This window comes from Algoriphagus chordae (assembly GCF_003254055.1).
GTDB classification, from domain to species: Bacteria; Bacteroidota; Bacteroidia; order Cytophagales; family Cyclobacteriaceae; genus Algoriphagus; species Algoriphagus chordae.
This window is the reverse complement of the sequence record NZ_QKZT01000035.1, coordinates 1-18,220: the sequence shown is the minus strand read 5'-3', so window position 1 is coordinate 18,220 and position 18,220 is coordinate 1. Positions and strand designations below refer to the sequence as shown.

Here is an 18,220-nt window from a genome sequence, read left to right as displayed (position 1 = left end):
TAGTGAAAAGTATAAGCTCCAGTCATCCGTGATTTTAGTAGATGCAGAATAGAATAAATGGGTATTATGTTCGATAATTCGGATCAGTCTGAATATCTGGGGAGCAGATTTTTTTAAGCATAGATATTAGATAGTCTGAACAGGAAGAATTCAATGTTGGTCACTCCTCGAAACTGGGTTCTGAATGCTTTTATTTTTGCATTGAAAGATTCTGCTGATGCGTTTGTACTTCTATTTTCAAAGAAGTTAAGGATGGAAGTGTAGTGATTCTGTATGGTTCTGGACACTGTGTTAAATGATTTGAAGCCTGCATCTTCCACCTCATTGTACCAATGTGCCAGTTTGGTGAATGCAATTCCTTTTATTTTGCTTGTCTGATAGATCCTTGCCAGAGACCTCGATAGTTTGTATGCTTTTTCTAGATCAGGGTAGCGCTGGAAGAGAATCTCGGCCCGGTGTGCTTGTGATACTGTCCATTTATCTTCTCCTTTAAAAAGGAGGTATCTGCTTCTGGCCAACAATTGTTTTTCTATATCGCCATTTTCGAGTTTGTGTGGGACAAATGCTTTTTTACACTCTCTACTGAGCTCTATTTCTTTGTTCTCCTGTTCGATGGCATCCCATCTGTGAGAGATTCTCATCTCTTGAACCGCGTCATAGACCAGTTTCTGGACATGAAATCGGTCAGTGACCAATTGGGCTTTGGGGAAGCTACGACGTACGATCTTTTCCATGCTGGCAGCCATATCCAGCGTCACTTCCTCTACCTTATTTCTTTTATTGGCAGGTAGATTCCTGAGAATAGTGTTTACCGTTTCACTGTCCGTCCCTTTTATCATGGCTACCAAGGCCCCCTTTTTTCCTTTAGCTGACTTGTTAGTAAGGATAGTATAGAGTTCTCCTTGGGAGAGAGCTGTTTCATCAATGCTGAGGTGGGTTCCCAGATTTTCCGGAAAGAGAATCCAGTCTTTGGCATGTGGGCGTTGTGGCCAGTCCAGAAAGCTACTCAGATGAAAAACGTATTGATGCTCAAGGTTTTTTCCATTTACATGGAAGTTCTCAGCTAGGCTTTTACAGCTTACCGGCGATGAATCCAGTCGTTCCGTTTTAAAAAAAGCGCGAATTCCTCTGTCATCCGCGTACCGTTTGCCACCAAGCTCCAATCCCTGCTCACATTTTTACCTGTCTGTTCATTGAGCCACTTCCTCCTTTTTATGTTGAGAAAACAGGCTTTGCCACGTAACGGAAAGTCCTGAATACTCACTTCATCATAAAAACCCTTTGAGGTAAGCTTTGATCCCTGAAGATGCTCGGGATGAATATTGAGCTCTTCCAAATAAATATGGTAAGCATTGTCTTTGAGTCCCGCTGAAGTAACCTTGAAAAATTCAAGCAGACCTTGAGGCAAAAGCAAGCTGAGGTAGTCCTTTTCTTCCAATTCTTTTTTTTACCAAAGAAAATGGATTCTGTCAATTCCCCCAACTTTTAGGACTGATCCAATATTTTCCGTTTGACCTGTATAAAAATGATCTAACTTTTTAGAATAAAGAATATAAACTGTAAACATAACAAGCGAGCTAGTGCCCTAAAATACAAAAAGGGAAACATTTCTGTTCCCCTTTTTGAGCCTCCTATCGGGATCGAACCAATGACCTACTGATTACAAGTCAGTTGCTCTACCAGCTGAGCTAAGGAGGCTTATTTCCGTATTGGTGATGCAAATATAGCCGTTGACTTTTTACACTCCAAACCCTCAGAAAAGAAAAATCCTATCTTCCTTATTCTGAGTGAGAAAAATTTAAAACTCTCTTATAATTGACAGCTTACTTTTCAATTTCGCTATTTCTTCTTCTGCTTTTTGAATCTTCAGATCAAACTGATCTTTCAGCTTATCGGCAGTTATTGAAGAAGCAAAGAACTCCAAGTTGTTTTTCCACAAGGTGATGTTATTCTCCAACTCAGAGATTTGCTTACGAATGCCATGCTCCTTCTTGTTGAGCGTTTTCACAGCATTAGGATCGGACTGAAGTCTGTTCAGGTTGAGTCTGAAAAGGAAGTCCTCTCTACCCGCACCATCAGGACTTAACTTCTCCAAGTATAGATCAACTGCAGTCTTAAATTGAGCTTGGATTTCTTTCATAGCTTTTCTTGGCACAAAACCAAGATCATTGAAATCCCCAACAAATTTGGTCAATGCTTCCTCAGTCACTTCTCCACTAACTGCGGCATCGGTAATCTGTTTGCAGACAGCCTGCTTGGCTAGCAAGTTATCCTCATATTCAGCATTTGATTGCTTATTGGATTCTCTTCTATTGTCAAAGAAAGTATCACAAGCCAGTTTAAAACGCTTGTAAAGACTATCTCTACTTTTTTCAGGTGTAGGTCCAAGTTTTTTCCAGTCTTGCTGAAGCTTCACTAGAGCATTCGAAGTATTCTGCCAATCGGTATTATCCTTTAGCTCTTCTGCTTTAGTAATCAATTCCTCTGCTTTTGCCTGGTTGGTAGCGCGGATTTCGTCGAGTTCCTTGAAGAATAAGTTCTTGTTATGAAAGAACTGCTTAAATGCTGCCCAGAATGACTTATTGATATCCTTACCTGTTTCTCTAGGAACTGGACCTATTTTCTCCCACTTCTTCTGGATTTCCAAGATCTCTTTAGTCTTGCTATTCCAATCTCGAATGCGATCTGCCTTAAATTCTGCAAATGGTTTTAAAGCTTCAATTAATACTTCTTTCTGATCTTGATTTACTTTGAATACCTCTTTTTGGCCTTCATAGTAATCCTTTCTTCGATCATACACAGCATCAGAAGCTCCTTTGAATTTTTGCCATAATGCTTCTTGTTCATCTCTAGGAACAGGTCCAATGTGCTTAAATTCTTCGTGAAGATCGTTCAAAGCCTTAATCGCATCTTTCAGGTCTTTTACATCCTTCAGTCCTTCAGCCTTATCAACAAGCTCTAACTTGTGTTCTAGATTTTTCTTACGATCAAGTTCTTTAAGCTCAAAATAGATACTTCTGTTGTCATAGAACCGATCCATTAATGCATTATAACTCGCCCAAAGACTTCTATTTTGTGAAGGCGGCACGGGGCCTATACTCTTCCATTCTTCTTGCAGGCCTTTGATAGTTGCCATGCTAAGTGTAGTCTCTTCTCCATCGACTAGCTCACGAAGTTTGTTGAGCAGCTCAGTTTTTGCGGAAAAATTACTTTCTTTTTGCTTTTCAGCTTCTTTGCGAAGCGCTCCAAGTTGATGACGGTATTCGTAATAGTAGGTGTTAAATTCTTTCTCCTCGTCAGATGGACGGAAGTCAAAATCATCTTCTACTCCTCCATCTGCTTTGAATTTCTCCAAAGCCTCATCCTTCTCCTTATGTGTATATTCATCAAAAGCTGCCTTAATCTCGTGGACAAGCTTATCGATTCTATAAATATTGTCTTGCTTTACTTTGCTTTTCAGCAAAGCAACTAGTTCTATTTTCGAAAGTGAAGTAACATCAATCTCTTCTTCATGATGCTCCTCTTCAGAATCCTCTTCTGATTCTTCATCCTCAGCTTCCGCAGAGTCAGCAACTACAGCTTCAGCTTTCTCTACCTCGGTAGAAGCTTCCTCAGTTGTAGTTTCTTCAGTTTTTTCTACGGAGACTACTTCTTCTGGAACTTCAGCACTTTCAGAAGGAGTGGATGTTTTTTGCTCAGTGGCAGCTTCAGCGATTTCTGGTGCATCAACCTCAACTTCGGTTTCCGCCTTCGCCTCGACCTCTGCAGGAGCTTCTTCGCTAATTTCAGCTTCAGCTTCAGTAGTTTCTGGAACTTCTTCAGCTACTGGAGCAGCCTCATTTTCAGAAGACTTAACTTCAGATTCAGTCTCACTGCTCTGATCTACTGCACTTTCTTTGCTAGGTTCAGAATTAGTTTCTTTTTCGATACCCTTTACCTCTTCAGAATTGGAGGTTTGAGTCACCTTGTCCTTGTCGGACAAATCATTACTTTTCTCAGTCATAAAAACAGTACTATTAGGCGGCAATATGAGCAAAAGTAGGGATTTTGCCTAATTTAATCTTGGATCAAGTGGATAATTTGCTATTACTTTGAACTCACCACCCATATTTTTAAGCAAGCTTTTCCAAAGTTGTTCGGGTGTTAAATTGAAGGTTTGCTCATTCAAAATTTCTCTACAGATAATCCATGTTTCATCAGACAACTCATCGTCCAACTGCTCAGCTCCCCAACCGCTATAACCTAAAAAGAACCTAACTGAATCATGGTCAAGAAGCCCAAGCTTTAATTTTTCCACTAAGGACTCGTAATCTCCTCCCCACCAAATATTGTCTCCAAGGGAAAGACTACCGTCCAATACCTTTTCACCTACATAAATAAAATGTAAGGTATTTTGCTCCACAGGCCCACCGACAAATACTGCTTTGTCTAAAAAAGCTAATTCTTCTACAAGTTCGCCAAGCTTAAGAATTGATTGTTTGTTGATGATTAGGCCAAAGCTTCCTTCCTCTGAATGCTCACATAATAGAACCACAGAGCGCACGAAATTCTCGTCCTGTAGGAAAGGTTCGGAAATTAGAAGATCACCAGCTTTAGGATTACGTTGTTCATCTTTACTCATGCTGCTTGCTTTAAAATCTAAATTCTGGAAAAATATAAATCATAATTTTTTAAATGCAATGCCAATGGTACTTTTATATCTAAGAATTAATTTACTCAGCACCTCCTATGGACATCTCAGCAATACGTAAAGATTACTCTATTAAAACCCTAGATATCAGCCATGTAAACGATAATCCCATCACCCAATTTCATTCTTGGTTTGAGGAGGCTGTGAAGGCAGAAGTTTTGGAAGTAAATGCTATGACTATCTCCACTTTGGGCTTAGATGGTATACCCAACGGTAGAATCATGCTTTTGAAAGGAGTTGACACTGGTTTTGTGTTTTTCACTAACTATCAAAGTGAAAAGGGACAAGAGTTAGAAAAAACCAAGGCAGCTTCTTTGACCTTTTTCTGGCCTGAACTGGAGCGTCAAGTGCGTGTGCGGGGAAAAGTAGAAAAGGTAAGCTCTGAAGAATCTGACTCCTATTTCTTCTCTAGACCCATAGGCTCACAAATCGGAGCCTGGGTATCACCTCAAAGTCAAGTAATAAGTTCTCGAGAAGATATCAATACGAGAAAATTAGAAATAGAGAAACAATTTGCGGATAAAGCATTAACACGTCCACCACATTGGGGTGGCTACCGCTTGATGGCTTCAAGTATTGAATTCTGGCAAGGAAGACCAAGCAGGCTTCATGATAGAATCAAATACGAATTGAAGGATGAAAAATGGATCATCAATAGATTAGCACCTTGATTATTTCAGGTCAAAAAGGTTATCAGTTCCTATCATTCGCTCCACATTAAAACCCTCTCCATATTTCGTTAGAATTTTGTGGCCAAACTCACGTGCCCTAGCTTCAATGAATGGTAGGAATTCAGGATCTGAAATAAAACTTTTAGGTTCCTCACTTGAAGCATCATAAAACTGAGATTGGAATGCTAAGATGCTATCGATTTTGGTTTGCCAATATGCTGTGATATCAACCACGAAATCAGGTTCTATGTAATTATTTTGGATATAATGATAGACAAATTTCGGTCTCCATGCTTCTTGCTGAACTCCATCTAGTTCTGTCTCTATCTTTCGCAGCCCACTCATGAAACAAGCCGTAGTTGCTAAACTTGAGCCTTTACCGTGATCAGGATGTCTATCTGATATCGCATTAGCCAAAACAATCTCAGGTCTATATTTTCTGATCATTTCGATCAGCTTCAACTGATGGCTTTCGTCATTCTGGTAGTAAATATCTTTGAAGCCTAAATTTTCTCTTGCAGTTAGCTTAAGGATTTTGCTGGATGCTTCTGCTTCTTGTAAGCGTAATTCAGGAGTTCCACGTGTTCCCATTTCTCCCTGAGTAAAATCTACCACTCCTACTCTGTGTCCTCTTGCTACATGAGAGGCGATTGTTCCAGAACAACCGAGTTCTGCATCATCGGGATGAGCAGCAAAAACTAAAATATCCAGCTTTGTCATGTTCTAATTTGGCTAGCGGACACGAAGGTTCTGTCCTATTCTTAAAATTGTGCGGGTAGATATACCATTAAGTCTAGTTAGTGTGCTGACTGATACACCATATTTTCGGGCGATAGATCCAAGATTTTCACCCTTTCGTACTTTGTGATAGGCGTTGGTTCTGGCCTTTGCAATGTGCGAAAACAAGTCAGGTGTAATGGTATAATTTGGACTCAGAATTTTATATTCTGGAAAATCATACACTTTCTGTGCATCAAATGCCAACCCTCGATACCGCAGTTCATAATGTAAATGTGATCCTGTACTCCTACCTGTATTCCCACCTTTGGCAATCAAATCTCCAGCTTTAACCTCTTGCCCTACATCTACAAGTTGCTTGGATAAATGTCCGTAGAGGGTTTCCAAGCCATTTTTATGACGGATTACAATATAATAACCATAGCCATATCTATCGTAGGATTTGATACGGACAATACCATCAAAACCTGAATAAACAGGATCTCCGGTGTTCAAATCCAAATCTGTCCCATAGTGCCACCTTCTCCATCTATATCCGTAGGTCGAAGTTACAGGAGTGGTATTAAGAGGCATTTTCCAGTCGTATCCAAAAAATTCGTCATACAAACGGATATTAACTGTGTCTTTGAAAGTCTTTGGATCGAAGTTATATATATCGATTTTATTTGAATCCCAAGAAGAATAATACTCGAAGGCGGTAACCCAAATACTGTCTATTTGAATTTGCTCAGAAACTTTGATAAGCTGATTGGTAGGAGCCCAAATCATGACATTCTGATCTTCGCTGATGATAGAGCGTACACGACCTAAGTTCACATTATTTTCAAAAATAATGGAATCGGTAACCGAAGATAAAGTCCTGAGGTATGATTCCTGATCAAATCCCCTTAACTCAATATTCTTCCTCTCCTGGGTTACCGTAGAGGATTGATTGTTATTATTTTTCTTAATAATCTTAGGAAAAATTTGAGCATTGGCATTTAAAGCGCCAATGCTCAGATTTAAACAAAAGATCACAAATAGGATTGAATACCTCATTTATTGGGTTTAATCATTCTCGAATTCTGCCAAATATCGCTCAGCATCCAAGGCAGCCATACAGCCAGTACCAGCAGCCGTGACCGCTTGTCGGTAGATGTTGTCTTGTGCATCTCCACAAGCAAAAACTCCTTCCACATTGGTTTTTGTGCTACCAGGGATAGTTTTGATATACCCAGCATCATCCATATGAATATAATCTTTGAAAATGCCAGTGTTTGGTTGATGACCAATAGCAACAAAGAAGCCAGAAACAGCGATTTCTGATTTTTCTCCTGTTTTATTATTATAGACTCTTACTCCTTTTACTTCATCTTCTCCTAAGATTTCATCTGTCTCTGTATTCCAGAGTATTTCGATCTTAGGATTGTTCATGACACGTTTTTGCATGATCTGAGAAGCACGCATTTCATCCTTACGAATCAGCATGTACACCTTGCTACAGATATTAGACAAGTAAGAAGCCTCTTCGCATGCAGTATCACCAGCTCCAACGATCGCTACTTCCTGACCTCTGAAAAAGAAACCATCACAAACAGCACAAGCAGAAACCCCTTGTCCATTCAATCTTGTTTCACTTTCGATTCCTAGCCATTTGGCAGAAGCTCCTGTAGATATCAAAACCGTATCAGCATGAATCGTAACTTGTTCATCGATGACTACTGTATGTGGTTTGGTAGAGAAATCTACGCTTGTTGCCAAGCCATATCTTACCTGAGTACCAAAGCGTTCCGCTTGTTTTCTAAAGTCTTCCATCATCTCAGGACCGACTACTCCGTCAGGATATCCTGGATAATTTTCCACATCATTTGTGATAGTCAATTGACCACCTGGCTGTCCACCGGTATATAATACTGGAGATAGACCTGCTCTAGAAGCGTATATCGCAGCAGTATATCCTGCTGGTCCTGATCCTATGATCAAAACTTTTACTTTTTCGATTTCTGGATTCATTAATAGTAAAGTATTAAATCGCGCAAATTTTATGATTTCTGCTCTAGTAACAAAGTTGCATATTGTTAAAATTCCCTAAGCTTTTCACTTAAGGAAATAACTTTAGCTCTAAACTGCTACTAAGGCAAAATGTATTGAAATAAAAAAAGGGGGCTAAAAACCCCCTTTCTTATGTGTGCTTGTTTATCCGAGGTAAGGTTTCAATGTCTTACTTCGTGACGTATGTCTCAGTCGGCGGATTGCCTTCTCTTTGATTTGTCTTACTCGCTCTCTGGTAAGATTGAATTTCTCTCCGATTTCTTCCAAAGTCATCGCATGCTCACCGTTTAGACCAAAGTAAAGCGTGATTACATCAGCTTCTCTTTGCGTCAAAGTAGAAAGTGCGCGTTGAACTTCTTTACGAAGGGAATCATTCATCAAACCATCATCTGGCTTTTCATCACCGTCATTTTCCAATACATCCAATAGGCTATTTTCTTCACCTTGAACGAATGGTGCATCCATAGATACATGACGACCAGAAATCTTCATCGTATCCACTACCTCATTAGCAGTTACTTCAAGCACTTCCGCCAACTCTTCTGGAGAAGGCTCACGCTCGAATTTCTGCTCTAGCTCGCTGAAAGTCTTGCTAATCTTATTCAATGAACCTACTCTGTTCAAAGGAAGACGAACAATTCTTGACTGCTCTGCTAGTGCCTGCAGGATAGATTGTCTAATCCACCATACGGCATAGGAAATGAATTTAAATCCACGAGTTTCATCAAATCGCTGAGCTGCCTTGATTAGACCTAGGTTTCCTTCGTTGATCAAATCACCTAACGAAAGACCTTGGTTCTGGTATTGCTTGGCAACTGATACTACAAATCGAAGATTGGCTTTTGTCAATTTTTCCAGTGCCAATTGGTCACCTTCTCTAATTCTCTTGGCCAGAACTACCTCTTCATCTGCTGTCAACAGGTCAACTTTTCCAATCTCTTGAAGATATTTGTCCAGGGATTGACTTTCTCTGTTGGTTATCTGTTTGCTAATTTTTAGCTGCCTCATTCAGGAATATGATTTGTGAAATTTAATAGTTTAAGAGAATCAAATTAATCAAATGTTTCGATTAACCTTGTGCACTAGGTGCTGGTTTTTACGGTTTTGGCAATAATGCCTTTCTTGAAAGCTTAAATTTGCCAGTTTTCTTATCGACATCGATCAATTTAACCATAATTTCTTCTCCAGGCTCAAACACACCGTCCATTGTTTCTACACGCTCATGCTTAATCTCGGAGATATGAAGTAAACCATCCTTACCCGGCATAAATTCCACAAAGGCGCCAAAAGGTTGAATATTTTTCACTTTACCTGTATAAGTCTCTCCTATTTCAGGCTGAGCCACGATCGCTTTAATACGGGAAAGGGCTGCATTTAGTTTATCCTGATTAGCAGAGAAAATATTTATTTTACCCTGATTGTCAACTTCTTCGATCACGATAGTTGCTCCAGTATCCTTTTGGATCTCCTGGATAACCTTACCGCCTGGCCCAATCACTGCACCGATCAATTCCTTAGGGATCATCATAATAAATGATCTTGGAGTATGTGGCTTCAATTCAGACTTAGGAGCAGCAAGAGTTTTGGTGATTTCTTCCAAAATATGAAGTCTACCATTTCTAGCTTGAAGCAATGCTTCTTTCAAAACAGAATAATCAAGTCCTTCTACTTTCAAATCCATCTGACAAGCCGTAATTCCTTGTGCAGTACCTGTTACTTTGAAATCCATATCACCTAAGTGATCTTCGTCTCCCAAAATATCAGAAAGAATAGAATAATTACCTGTAGTCGCATCAGAGATCATTCCCATGGCGATACCAGTTACTGCAGATTTGATAGGAATACCAGCATCCATTAGCGCCAATGAACCAGCACAAACAGTTGCCATGGAAGAAGAACCATTAGATTCCAAAATATCAGATACGATACGGATAGTGTATGGATTCTCCTCTGCTGGAGGAAGTACTTTTTTCAAAGCTCTCATAGCAAGATTGCCATGACCAATTTCTCTTCTTGCAGGACCTCTATTGATCTTTACTTCACCTGTAGAGAAACCTGGGAAATTATAGTGTAAATAAAATTTGTTGTATCCGGAGATAGTTGCGCCATCTACCATCATCTCGTCCATCTTAGTACCTAAAGTACAAGTAGTCAACGATTGAGTTTCACCTCTGGTAAATACTGCAGATCCATGAGCAGAAGGTAGGTAATCAACAGCAGACCAGATTGGTCTTACTTCATCCAATTTCCTTCCATCCAATCTTTTCTTCTCATTCAAGGTCAAGTTTCTAGCAGCTTCTTTGTGGATTTTGCTGAAATATGGACCAATAAGGCTTGTTTCGAATCCGTGATCATCGCCTAAGCTAGCTACGAATTCTTCCTTAATTTCTTTAATTAAAGCAGAACGCTCAGATTTATTAGCAATCAGCTTACCTACAGAAGCATATAGCTTGTCGTAAACATCTGCTTTCATCTTATCAAAAAGAGCTGGGTCAGATTTCTCGTGACAGTATTCTCTTTTTACTTCCTTGCCTACTAGCTTGGTCAACTCGATCTGCGCTTGACAATGTCTCTTGATTTCCTCATGAGCATATTGCATAGCTTCTAGCATCTCCTCTTCCTGAATCTCGTCAGCTTCACCTTCTACCATAAGGATAAAGTCAAGTGAACCTGCTACGATGAATTCCAAAGAAGCTGTTGCCAACTGAGTTGGAGTAGGATTAATAATCAATTTGCCATCGACTTTCGCTACACGAACTTCAGAAATTGGGCCATTGAATGGTATATCAGAAACAGCCAAAGCTGCTGAAGCAGCAAGGCCTGCCAATGCATCTGGAAGTACATCTTCGTCACCACTCACCAAACTTATGGCGATCTGGGTGTCAGCATGGTAATCATCTGGGAAAATTGGACGAATAGCTCTATCGACGATACGGCTAATCAAAATTTCATAATCAGAAAGTCTTCCTTCTCTCTTCAAAAATCCTCCAGGGATTTTTCCTGAGGAAGCAAATTTCTCCTGATAGTCAACAGACATCGGTAAAAAATCAACTCCTTCGCCAGCTTCTTTCTTAGATACTACGGTAGCCAAAAGCATGGCTTTACCCATTTTCACTACTACTGAGCCATCAGCTTGCTTCGCCAATGCACCAGTTTCTATAGTAATTTCTCTGCCATCTTCTAGGGTGATGGTCTTAGTGATTAAGTTCGGTAACATAAATGATTGTTAGTTTGCGTCGTTAGTGATAAAAGTATTCGTATAACCTTAAAAATAAAAAAGTAAGGTTCTCACTCAAGAGAACCTTACTAATTTGGTTATTTTCTGATTCCTAGCTCAGCGATAATTGATCTGTATCGCTCGATTTCCTTCTTGTGAAGGTAATCCAATAGGCTTCTTCTCTTACCTACTAGCTTCAATAAACCAAGTCTTGAGGAGTGATCCTTCTTATTTGACTTCAAATGCTCAGTCAAATGCTTGATTCTGTGTGTAAAGAGGGCAATCTGAGACTCAGGAGATCCCGTGTCAGTAGCAGATTTTAACCGTCCATGATTCTTAAATAACTCTTCTTTAATCTCTGAGGATAAATACATGTTTAGCTAAATTTTGTAAAACAATCACAAAGGTATTGTTTCTTTTGAGAAAGTAAAAGGTTAATTCGCTTTTGGGCGAAGATCTTTTATGCGTTTCGTAATACTCTTCCAAGCAGCTATATAAAAGTCTGGCTCAAACAAGCGAGCGTCTTTCCTAGCCTGCTTGATAAAGAAGACACCAAATGGAAGTAGACATATAATAGAGAAGAAGGTTCCGAATAAAGGATCGACCACCCCCTCCTTTGCCCACTTCTCCCCTGTCATGGTGATCATATAGTAAACGATAAAAAATATAATAGATATCAAGACAGGCATCCCCAAACCACCTTTCTTGATGATTGCTCCCAATGGCGCTCCGATCATAAACATTACAAAACAGGCAAGTGCTTGGGTGTACTTTTGATACCAAGAAATCTGAAACCTTCTAAAATCCCGTTCATAGTTGTCGATCTGGGCTTTTTTAACATCAAAATTATTTTTCAAACTCCGTGAATTATTCAAAGCCATAGTAATCGCACTCTTATTAAGATTTCGTTTGGTAATCAAAGAATCAATTTGAGCTCTTTCTTGATCCGTCAGCATAGTATTACGCGGAGCTCTTACCACCTTTTTCTTAGGAACCACCACTGCATTTGTGTCCAATTCAGGCAGCTCATTCTCTAATTTGTTGCTTTTAGGCAATGCGAATAGGGAGTCACTAGCAGCAATTTCGGTAGAAAGTGCAACAGGTTGTTCGATAGCAGTATTCTGCCCATCTCTAGTGGCAAGGGTTTTTGTCTCTGGACTATCGATTATTATAGTAGATGTATCTTTTTTGGCTTGGTTCTTTACTTCATGAATGGAGTCCACTCGGGCTTTATCTCGTCTCATTTTATGCAATCTGATCGTATCATCTAGCGCTTTTCGATCCAAAATGTCCGCAGCCGGCTTGAAACTTCTATCTCTTGTGAAAAATGGATAAACACCCTCTGCTTCCAGGTAATTTTTATATCGCTGCTCGTTGACTAAGGTTCCTATTGAGTCCAGTCCCAATTTGATTTCAGAAATATTTTTGATAGATCTATTGGTGGACCAGGCATCTTCTGCAGTTCTATTGAGCTTAAAGGTGTTATTTAAGTCAAACACTATTTCATTGGTATCAAAAGTCGTCCGTTTAAATTCTACCGGCTTTTCTTTAATCCCTCTAGGTTGTTTGGCTTCATTATAATTTTTCCCATGATAAAGGGAAAGTTTCATATAATTTTCACTAAAAAATGGCTCCATCCTACCCGAATCCGCCAAGGTGACATCTAAGTTGCCCTGTCTACCTGCAGCATGATTATAAATCAAAATATCCTTAAGTCCGTACTCTCCTACTTTTTCGTTGACTTTGATACTGTACCCAGGGATACCTGAGTAAAAAACACCAGCCTTAATATCCAAAGCGGGAGATTTCATCCGTATATCATAGAGTAAGCCAAAAGTCTTGAGATTCACCTTAGGCACGAGGTAATTATTAGAAAGGTAGGCAGCAAAAGATAAAACAATCACAAATACACCAATAGGACGTAATGCGCGTAACAAGGAGATCCCAGAACTTTTGATAGCCGTGAGTTCAAAGTGCTCCCCTAGATTGCCAAAGGTCATAAGGCTAGAAAGTAACACCGCAAGCGGCAAAGCCATAGGTGATATACTGATCACAAAGTAGCCGATCAGCTCCATGTAGATCCAAAAGCTCAGGCCTTTACCAAATATTTCATCGAAATATTTCAGCATGTTGACAGTCAACAGGATAAAATCCACGACGATAAAAGTCAATAAAAATGGGCCCAAAAAAGACCCAAGTATAAGTTTGTCTAGTTTCTTCATTATTCAAACTACTTCCCTTGCAACTACGCTTAGATCGAGTAGAAGTTCAAATTTGGTAAAATGTATTCAGATTACCCACCTATTATCTCTTTCAATCTTCCAATTAAGCCATCCCAAATTGCAACGAGCTCATCATCTTCATATACATCTGAATAATCGATGACCTTCAAAAACAAGGTTTGGGTGAGATCATTCTCCTCTAGTTTGAATTCTATGTAGGCATGATCGGCTTCTTGAGGATTTTTGGGATCGTAAAATTCGAATTTCACATGTGAGTTGCTCCGAATGGAAACTTGTTTGGCGTAATGATCTTCGTCATCAAAATTGAAAATGTAATGTTTATCCTCATTTATTTTGACTTCATCAGCAAACCATTCTTCCAGACCAGAGGCAGAACTCAAATATTGGAAAACTATTTTTTTGGAGGCATTAATTTGATAATCAGCTACAAACTTACTTTTAACCATGATTGGGACAATTATACTGTATAAAAAATCACTTTTTTAAAGAACGTCAACTTGCATTTCACAATACAAGACCTCATATTTGCATTCCCATTCGAAAGGGAGGTTTTCTGGGTTGATAATAAACGATTGTCAGCCTATTCTATATGATTTCAGACTGTGCTTTAATATAGGCATTAATTTCAAAAATCAATGCTAGAATAAATAGAGCAAGTAATTATAAATGGCGAGGTATCCCGATGTCCCGATAGTTATCGGGAGAGCGCAGGATTCATATCCGCCGCGGCGGACGGGAGTTCAAATCTCCCTGGTTGAAATATTGATTAGAAATTATATATGGCGAGGTAGCTCAGTTGGTTAGAGCGCAGGATTCATAACCCTGAGGTCACGGGTTCAACTCCCGTCCTCGCTACTCAAGGCTTTCGGAAACGGAGGCCTTTTTTTATTTTTATTAATGGATGAATTTGTTGTGTACGTTCTCTATTCATTTTCCTCAGGAAAAACTTATACTGGGATGACTTCAGACCTCATTACTAGATTCCACTTTCACAATATCAAATCCACAAAAGGATACACATTAAAGTACCGACCATGGACTGTGATTCATGTGGAGTTTTATAAAAGTAAAAAGGAGGCATTGATTCGTGAAAATGAACTTAAATCAGGAAAAGGTAGAGATTGGTTAAGACTAAATATCCTTCCAAATTATTCTTAAGCGCAGGATTCAATATCCGCTACGCCTCGGCGCACAGGCGCGGCGGACGGGAGTTCAAATCTCCCTCTCGCTACACTAAGGCTTTCGGAAACAGAGGCCTTTTTTTATTTTAAAACATTAGAGCGCAGGATTCATATCCGCTACGCCACGGCGCACAGGCGCGGCGGACGGGAGTTCAAATCTCCCTCTCGCTACTCAAGGCTTTTGGAAACGGAGGCCTTTTTTTATTTTTATTGATGGATGAATTTGTAGTCTATATTCTTTATTCAAAATCCGCTGGCAAAACCTACACTGGTATGACATCGGATTTGATTACAAGGTTTCACTTTCACAACTACAAGTCAACAAAAGGGTTTACATTAAAGTATCGCCCATGGTATGTCATTCATGTTGAATTCTTTACTGCCAAAAGACAGGCATTGATTCGAGAAAAAGAATTAAAAACAGGTAAAGGTAGAGATTGGATAAAACTTGAAATTCTATTAAATTATTCTTAAGCGCAGGATTCATATCCGCCGCGGCGGACGGGAGTTCAAATCTCCCTCTCGCTACTCTAAGGCTTTCAGAAATGGAGGCCTTTTTTTATTTTTATTAATGGATGAATTTGTAGTCTATATTCTTTATTCAAAATCCGCTGGCAAAACCTACACTGGTATGACATCAGATTTGATTACAAGGTTTCACTTTCACAACTACAAGTCAACCAAAGGATTTACCTTAAAATATCGCCCATTGTATGTCATTCATGTTGAATTCTTTACTACCAAAAAGGAAGCTTTGATTCGAGAAAAAGAATTAAAAACAGGTAAAGGAAGAGACTGGATAAAACGTGAAATTCTAATAAATTATTACTAAGTACAGGATTCATATCCGCTACGCCACGGCGCACAGGCGCGGCGAACACGGGTTCAACTCCCGTCCTCGCTAATAAAGGCTTTCAGAAATGGAAGCCTTTTTTTTGTTTCTTGATATTCTAATCATTCCTAATTGACTAGCAGATAATTAATTCCCTATTTTTAGTGGATGACAAAACCCGAAATAAAGAATCCACCAGTCTCATTTTTTGAAAAACTCAGGTTCCTTGGTCCTGGTTTTATTCTTTCAGCTTCTATAGTAGGTTCAGGCGAATTAATCGCTACCACCGTACTTGGTGCTGAAGGAGGTTTTATCACTTTTTGGGTAATACTGGTCAGTTGCCTTATCAAAGTGGCTATACAACTAGAGTTTGGAAAGAATGCTATCATCACGGGAAAGCCTCTCATGACATCTTTTTCTGCATTACCTGGTCCAAAAAACTGGGCAGTATGGACTACATTTCTGTTGACACTTTTCAAAATACTGCAAGTTGGTGGAATGATCGGCGGTGCTGCTATAGCCTTAAGCATGCTTTTGCCTCAGCTCTCTCCTATTATCCTTGCTTTCATTTTAGGCATAGGTACTAGCCTGCTTATTTATAAAAATTACTACAGCATCGTAGAGCGAACGTCCATGTTTATGGTCGTTGGTTTTACGGTCTTCACGCTTGCCTCTGTGATCGCTGTTAACTACAGTCCTTATGGATTTACCTTTGATGATGTGGCAAGTGGCTTGACATTTAGCTTGCCTTCCGACCTGATTTTTATTGCTATCGGTGCCTTTGGGATTACGGGAGTCGCGAGCGATGAGATTATCGCCTATACCTATTGGTGTCTAGAAAAAGGCTACGCCAAATATACCGGTGAAAATGACGGTAGCGAGGAATGGAAAATCCGGGCAAATGGCTGGATAAAAATCATGTACATGGATGCAATCGTCGCCATGATTATTTATACCATTGTCACTGCAGCTTTCTATTTACTGGGGGCTTCCATCTTATATGGTAATCAAGATATTCCATCAGGAAATCAACTCATTGAAACCTTAGCCAATATTTACACGCAGACTCTTGGGGAAAATGCCCGACTAGCCTATATCTCCGGAGCATTCTTTGTGCTTTTTTCAAGTGTATTTGCGACGCTGGCTTATTGGACTAGACTGTTCCCGGATATCTTCGGCGAATTAGGATGGATAGCTTATGATGATCTGAAAACTAGAAAAACCTGGGTAGCCATATTAGCTTGGGTTTTACCAATTCTCTGGGCTATAGCTTTTGCTTTCGTAGAGCTGCCTGCATTTATGGTCTTATCTGGAGGTGTAGTAGGCTCTGTATTGCTCTTATTGGTGGTCTATGCTGCAATTCAATTTCGATTAAGGAACAACGCCTTAAATCTAGCTTCAGGATTTTTGTCAATTATTTTATTTTGGCTAAGCGTGATCGCTATAGGAATGGTGTCTCTGTATGGGATTGTGAAGTTATTTTAACTGAACGATGCCAATCATAGGGTTTTGTTCTTCTGTTTCGCTGTCTGAATATTCCGATTGCTGCACAAAGTAGAAGATGTCTCTTCCTAAATCCAGCGGTCTGAGAACTACGGGGTTTCCATTACCATCCAAAACTCCTTTTTGCAAATTGAATCCGATAGCACTCTCCTTTTCATAGATAAAAATCATGTACTTAGACTCTGAATAATACTCACAGAGAACATAGGAAAGCGAATTAACTACATTGTATATCTGGATTTTTTTCATGCCACCCTTGTCTAAAACCTGTTTGGTTTCAAAATTCAATTTCAAGAATGGTGTCAAAACTTTTTCCTTGAATTTATATAAGGTGTCATGAAGAATTATTTGACTACCAAAATCCGGCACATACACAAAATGGTCAAGCCCTACTGTGGAGAAGTAATTCTTGATTGGAAAGTCAGAAGCTGAACCTGATTTAAGTTTCACTTCCCTAACTAGTATGGTATCAACCACATCCAAAGATTTATTGATTTCATAAAATGAAGCCCGGTTAAGAAACCCTTCCTCCTGTGGTATTGACAACTCTTGCCTCAGCACAAACAATTTATCTTCCAAAACTGAGAAAGCATTCACATTAAATGAAAGTGCATTTTCTAAGAGTAATTCATCCTCCTTGGAATAAACGTACAGCTTCCTGGCCGATGCTACATAAAGAAGGTTTGATTCTTCGTCAATGGTCATATGAGGAAAAAATTCATATTCTCCTGGCCCCTCTCCTCGTTTGCCTAATACCTTGACAAACTTCCCTTCTTGATCAAAGAGACTGTAATCTAAACTCTGTCTAAGACTTTGAATTTTAGTTAAAGTTTATAAGATAGAGCAGTATGAAAGAACAAGAATCAGCACTCAAGAAAAAAGTATTAGATCAGTTTTTATCAGGTGAGAACCTTTTCGGGAAGAACGGAGCACTTTCACCAATTCTGAAGGAATTTTTGGAAGAGTCTCTTCAGGCCGAGATGGATGAGCATCTCCGTGATGAAGATAAAGGTTGGTCCTCGGGTAATAAGCGCAACGGAAAAGGCACTAAAACGGTGAAGAGCAACGTTGGCGAAGTGACGATAGACACCCCGGAGGACCGGCACAGCAGCTT

Annotated in this window: 19 protein-coding genes and 2 tRNA genes; 7 read left to right on the top strand and 14 right to left on the bottom strand. The window is 39.5% G+C overall.

The genetic code is table 11. The features are described from left to right. Positions 1-113: 113 nt before the first annotated feature. From LV85_RS21800 to LV85_RS21780, 5 genes are all read right to left on the bottom strand, one after another. Positions 114-1,163, bottom strand: coding sequence for an ISAon1 family transposase (locus LV85_RS21800; RefSeq protein WP_449353852.1), 1,050 nt, complete (start codon positions 1,161-1,163; stop codon positions 114-116). After that, positions 1,079-1,438 (bottom strand): ISAon1 family transposase N-terminal region protein, encoded by a 360-nt coding sequence (locus tag LV85_RS21795; protein WP_111323433.1) that lies wholly within the window; start codon positions 1,436-1,438, stop codon positions 1,079-1,081. The genes LV85_RS21800 and LV85_RS21795 overlap by 85 nt, the downstream gene beginning before the upstream one ends. Positions 1,439-1,625: 187 nt before the next feature. Continuing rightward, positions 1,626-1,698 (bottom strand) — tRNA-Thr (locus LV85_RS21790). A 100-nt stretch (positions 1,699-1,798) separates the two neighbouring features. Beyond that, complete coding sequence (locus tag LV85_RS21785; RefSeq protein WP_111323431.1) at positions 1,799-4,003, bottom strand: DUF349 domain-containing protein; 2,205 nt, start codon at positions 4,001-4,003, stop codon at positions 1,799-1,801. A gap of 48 nt (positions 4,004-4,051) precedes the next feature. Continuing rightward, the gene (locus tag LV85_RS21780; protein ID WP_111323429.1) at positions 4,052-4,621 is read right to left on the bottom strand and encodes a YqgE/AlgH family protein; all 570 of its coding nucleotides are present in this window, start codon (positions 4,619-4,621) and stop codon (positions 4,052-4,054) included. Between the two features lie 107 nt (positions 4,622-4,728). Here LV85_RS21780 and pdxH point away from each other — a divergent pair, with 107 nt between their 5' ends. Beyond that, positions 4,729-5,361 (top strand): pyridoxamine 5'-phosphate oxidase, encoded by a 633-nt coding sequence (gene pdxH, locus LV85_RS21775; protein ID WP_111323427.1) that lies wholly within the window; start codon positions 4,729-4,731, stop codon positions 5,359-5,361. Here the strand turns inward: pdxH and bshB1 are convergent, their stop codons facing one another. The 8 genes from bshB1 to LV85_RS21735 form a co-directional block, all read right to left on the bottom strand. After that, positions 5,362-6,081 (bottom strand): bacillithiol biosynthesis deacetylase BshB1, encoded by a 720-nt coding sequence (gene bshB1, locus LV85_RS21770; RefSeq protein ID WP_111323425.1) that lies wholly within the window; start codon positions 6,079-6,081, stop codon positions 5,362-5,364. It abuts the gene before it with no gap. A 12-nt stretch (positions 6,082-6,093) separates the two neighbouring features. Then, positions 6,094-7,137 carry a M23 family metallopeptidase gene (locus LV85_RS21765; RefSeq protein WP_111323423.1) on the bottom strand — a complete coding sequence of 348 codons (1,044 nt, stop codon included), beginning with the start codon at positions 7,135-7,137 and terminating at the stop codon, positions 6,094-6,096. Positions 7,138-7,146: 9 nt separating this feature from the next. Beyond that, on the bottom strand, positions 7,147-8,091 hold the full coding sequence (gene trxB / locus LV85_RS21760; RefSeq protein WP_111323421.1) for a thioredoxin-disulfide reductase: 945 nt from the start codon (positions 8,089-8,091) through the stop codon (positions 7,147-7,149). 183 nt (positions 8,092-8,274) lie between these two features. Then, positions 8,275-9,138, bottom strand: coding sequence for a sigma-70 family RNA polymerase sigma factor (locus LV85_RS21755; protein ID WP_057936313.1), 864 nt, complete (start codon positions 9,136-9,138; stop codon positions 8,275-8,277). Between the two features lie 88 nt (positions 9,139-9,226). Beyond that, complete coding sequence (pnp, locus tag LV85_RS21750) at positions 9,227-11,347, bottom strand: polyribonucleotide nucleotidyltransferase (RefSeq protein ID WP_111323419.1); 2,121 nt, start codon at positions 11,345-11,347, stop codon at positions 9,227-9,229. A gap of 98 nt (positions 11,348-11,445) precedes the next feature. Next, on the bottom strand, positions 11,446-11,721 hold the full coding sequence (gene rpsO / locus LV85_RS21745) for a 30S ribosomal protein S15 (protein WP_057936311.1): 276 nt from the start codon (positions 11,719-11,721) through the stop codon (positions 11,446-11,448). Between the two features lie 60 nt (positions 11,722-11,781). Beyond that, positions 11,782-13,569 (bottom strand): LptF/LptG family permease, encoded by a 1,788-nt coding sequence (locus tag LV85_RS21740; RefSeq protein ID WP_111323417.1) that lies wholly within the window; start codon positions 13,567-13,569, stop codon positions 11,782-11,784. Positions 13,570-13,640: 71 nt separating this feature from the next. Then, entirely contained in the window at positions 13,641-14,036 is a 396-nt protein-coding gene (locus tag LV85_RS21735) for an START-like domain-containing protein (RefSeq protein WP_111323415.1), read from the bottom strand. A 335-nt stretch (positions 14,037-14,371) separates the two neighbouring features. Between LV85_RS21735 and LV85_RS21730 the strand changes: the two genes are divergently transcribed. The 5 genes from LV85_RS21730 (at position 14,372) to LV85_RS21710 (ending at position 17,088) form a co-directional block, all read left to right on the top strand. Beyond that, positions 14,372-14,445, top strand: a tRNA-Met gene (locus tag LV85_RS21730). 42 nt (positions 14,446-14,487) lie between these two features. Continuing rightward, positions 14,488-14,748, top strand: coding sequence for a GIY-YIG nuclease family protein (locus tag LV85_RS21725; protein ID WP_111323413.1), 261 nt, complete (start codon positions 14,488-14,490; stop codon positions 14,746-14,748). 236 nt (positions 14,749-14,984) lie between these two features. After that, positions 14,985-15,245, top strand: a complete 261-nt coding sequence (locus tag LV85_RS21720; protein WP_111323411.1) for a GIY-YIG nuclease family protein — start codon at positions 14,985-14,987, stop codon at positions 15,243-15,245. A gap of 97 nt (positions 15,246-15,342) precedes the next feature. Next, positions 15,343-15,603, top strand: coding sequence for a GIY-YIG nuclease family protein (locus LV85_RS21715; RefSeq protein WP_111323409.1), 261 nt, complete (start codon positions 15,343-15,345; stop codon positions 15,601-15,603). 168 nt (positions 15,604-15,771) lie between these two features. Next, entirely contained in the window at positions 15,772-17,088 is a 1,317-nt protein-coding gene (locus tag LV85_RS21710) for an Nramp family divalent metal transporter (protein WP_111323407.1), read from the top strand. Here the strand turns inward: LV85_RS21710 and LV85_RS21705 are convergent. After that, on the bottom strand, positions 17,080-17,925 hold the full coding sequence (locus LV85_RS21705; protein ID WP_111323405.1) for a 6-bladed beta-propeller: 846 nt from the start codon (positions 17,923-17,925) through the stop codon (positions 17,080-17,082). The genes LV85_RS21710 and LV85_RS21705 overlap by 9 nt on opposite strands. A 29-nt stretch (positions 17,926-17,954) precedes the next feature. Between LV85_RS21705 and LV85_RS21700 the strand changes: the two genes are divergently transcribed. Continuing rightward, the coding region (locus LV85_RS21700; protein WP_211318441.1) for a transposase at positions 17,955-18,220 on the top strand (266 nt) is incomplete at its 3' end.

What these genes read in the sequence shown, in the direction of transcription:
- LV85_RS21785 (WP_111323431.1), bottom strand. Translation starts at nt 4,003, where the DNA reads ATGACTGAGAAAAGTAATGATTTGTCCGACAAGGACAAGGTGACTCAA.
- LV85_RS21780 (WP_111323429.1), bottom strand. Translation starts at nt 4,621, where the DNA reads ATGAGTAAAGATGAACAACGTAATCCTAAAGCTGGTGATCTTCTAATT.
- pdxH (WP_111323427.1), top strand. Translation starts at nt 4,729, where the DNA reads ATGGACATCTCAGCAATACGTAAAGATTACTCTATTAAAACCCTAGAT.
- bshB1 (WP_111323425.1), bottom strand. Translation starts at nt 6,081, where the DNA reads ATGACAAAGCTGGATATTTTAGTTTTTGCTGCTCATCCCGATGATGCA.
- LV85_RS21765 (WP_111323423.1), bottom strand. Translation starts at nt 7,137, where the DNA reads ATGAGGTATTCAATCCTATTTGTGATCTTTTGTTTAAATCTGAGCATT.
- trxB (WP_111323421.1), bottom strand. Translation starts at nt 8,091, where the DNA reads ATGAATCCAGAAATCGAAAAAGTAAAAGTTTTGATCATAGGATCAGGA.
- LV85_RS21755 (WP_057936313.1), bottom strand. Translation starts at nt 9,138, where the DNA reads ATGAGGCAGCTAAAAATTAGCAAACAGATAACCAACAGAGAAAGTCAA.
- pnp (WP_111323419.1), bottom strand. Translation starts at nt 11,347, where the DNA reads ATGTTACCGAACTTAATCACTAAGACCATCACCCTAGAAGATGGCAGA.
- rpsO (WP_057936311.1), bottom strand. Translation starts at nt 11,721, where the DNA reads ATGTATTTATCCTCAGAGATTAAAGAAGAGTTATTTAAGAATCATGGA.
- LV85_RS21740 (WP_111323417.1), bottom strand. Translation starts at nt 13,569, where the DNA reads ATGAAGAAACTAGACAAACTTATACTTGGGTCTTTTTTGGGCCCATTT.
- LV85_RS21735 (WP_111323415.1), bottom strand. Translation starts at nt 14,036, where the DNA reads ATGGTTAAAAGTAAGTTTGTAGCTGATTATCAAATTAATGCCTCCAAA.
- LV85_RS21725 (WP_111323413.1), top strand. Translation starts at nt 14,488, where the DNA reads ATGGATGAATTTGTTGTGTACGTTCTCTATTCATTTTCCTCAGGAAAA.
- LV85_RS21720 (WP_111323411.1), top strand. Translation starts at nt 14,985, where the DNA reads ATGGATGAATTTGTAGTCTATATTCTTTATTCAAAATCCGCTGGCAAA.
- LV85_RS21715 (WP_111323409.1), top strand. Translation starts at nt 15,343, where the DNA reads ATGGATGAATTTGTAGTCTATATTCTTTATTCAAAATCCGCTGGCAAA.
- LV85_RS21710 (WP_111323407.1), top strand. Translation starts at nt 15,772, where the DNA reads ATGACAAAACCCGAAATAAAGAATCCACCAGTCTCATTTTTTGAAAAA.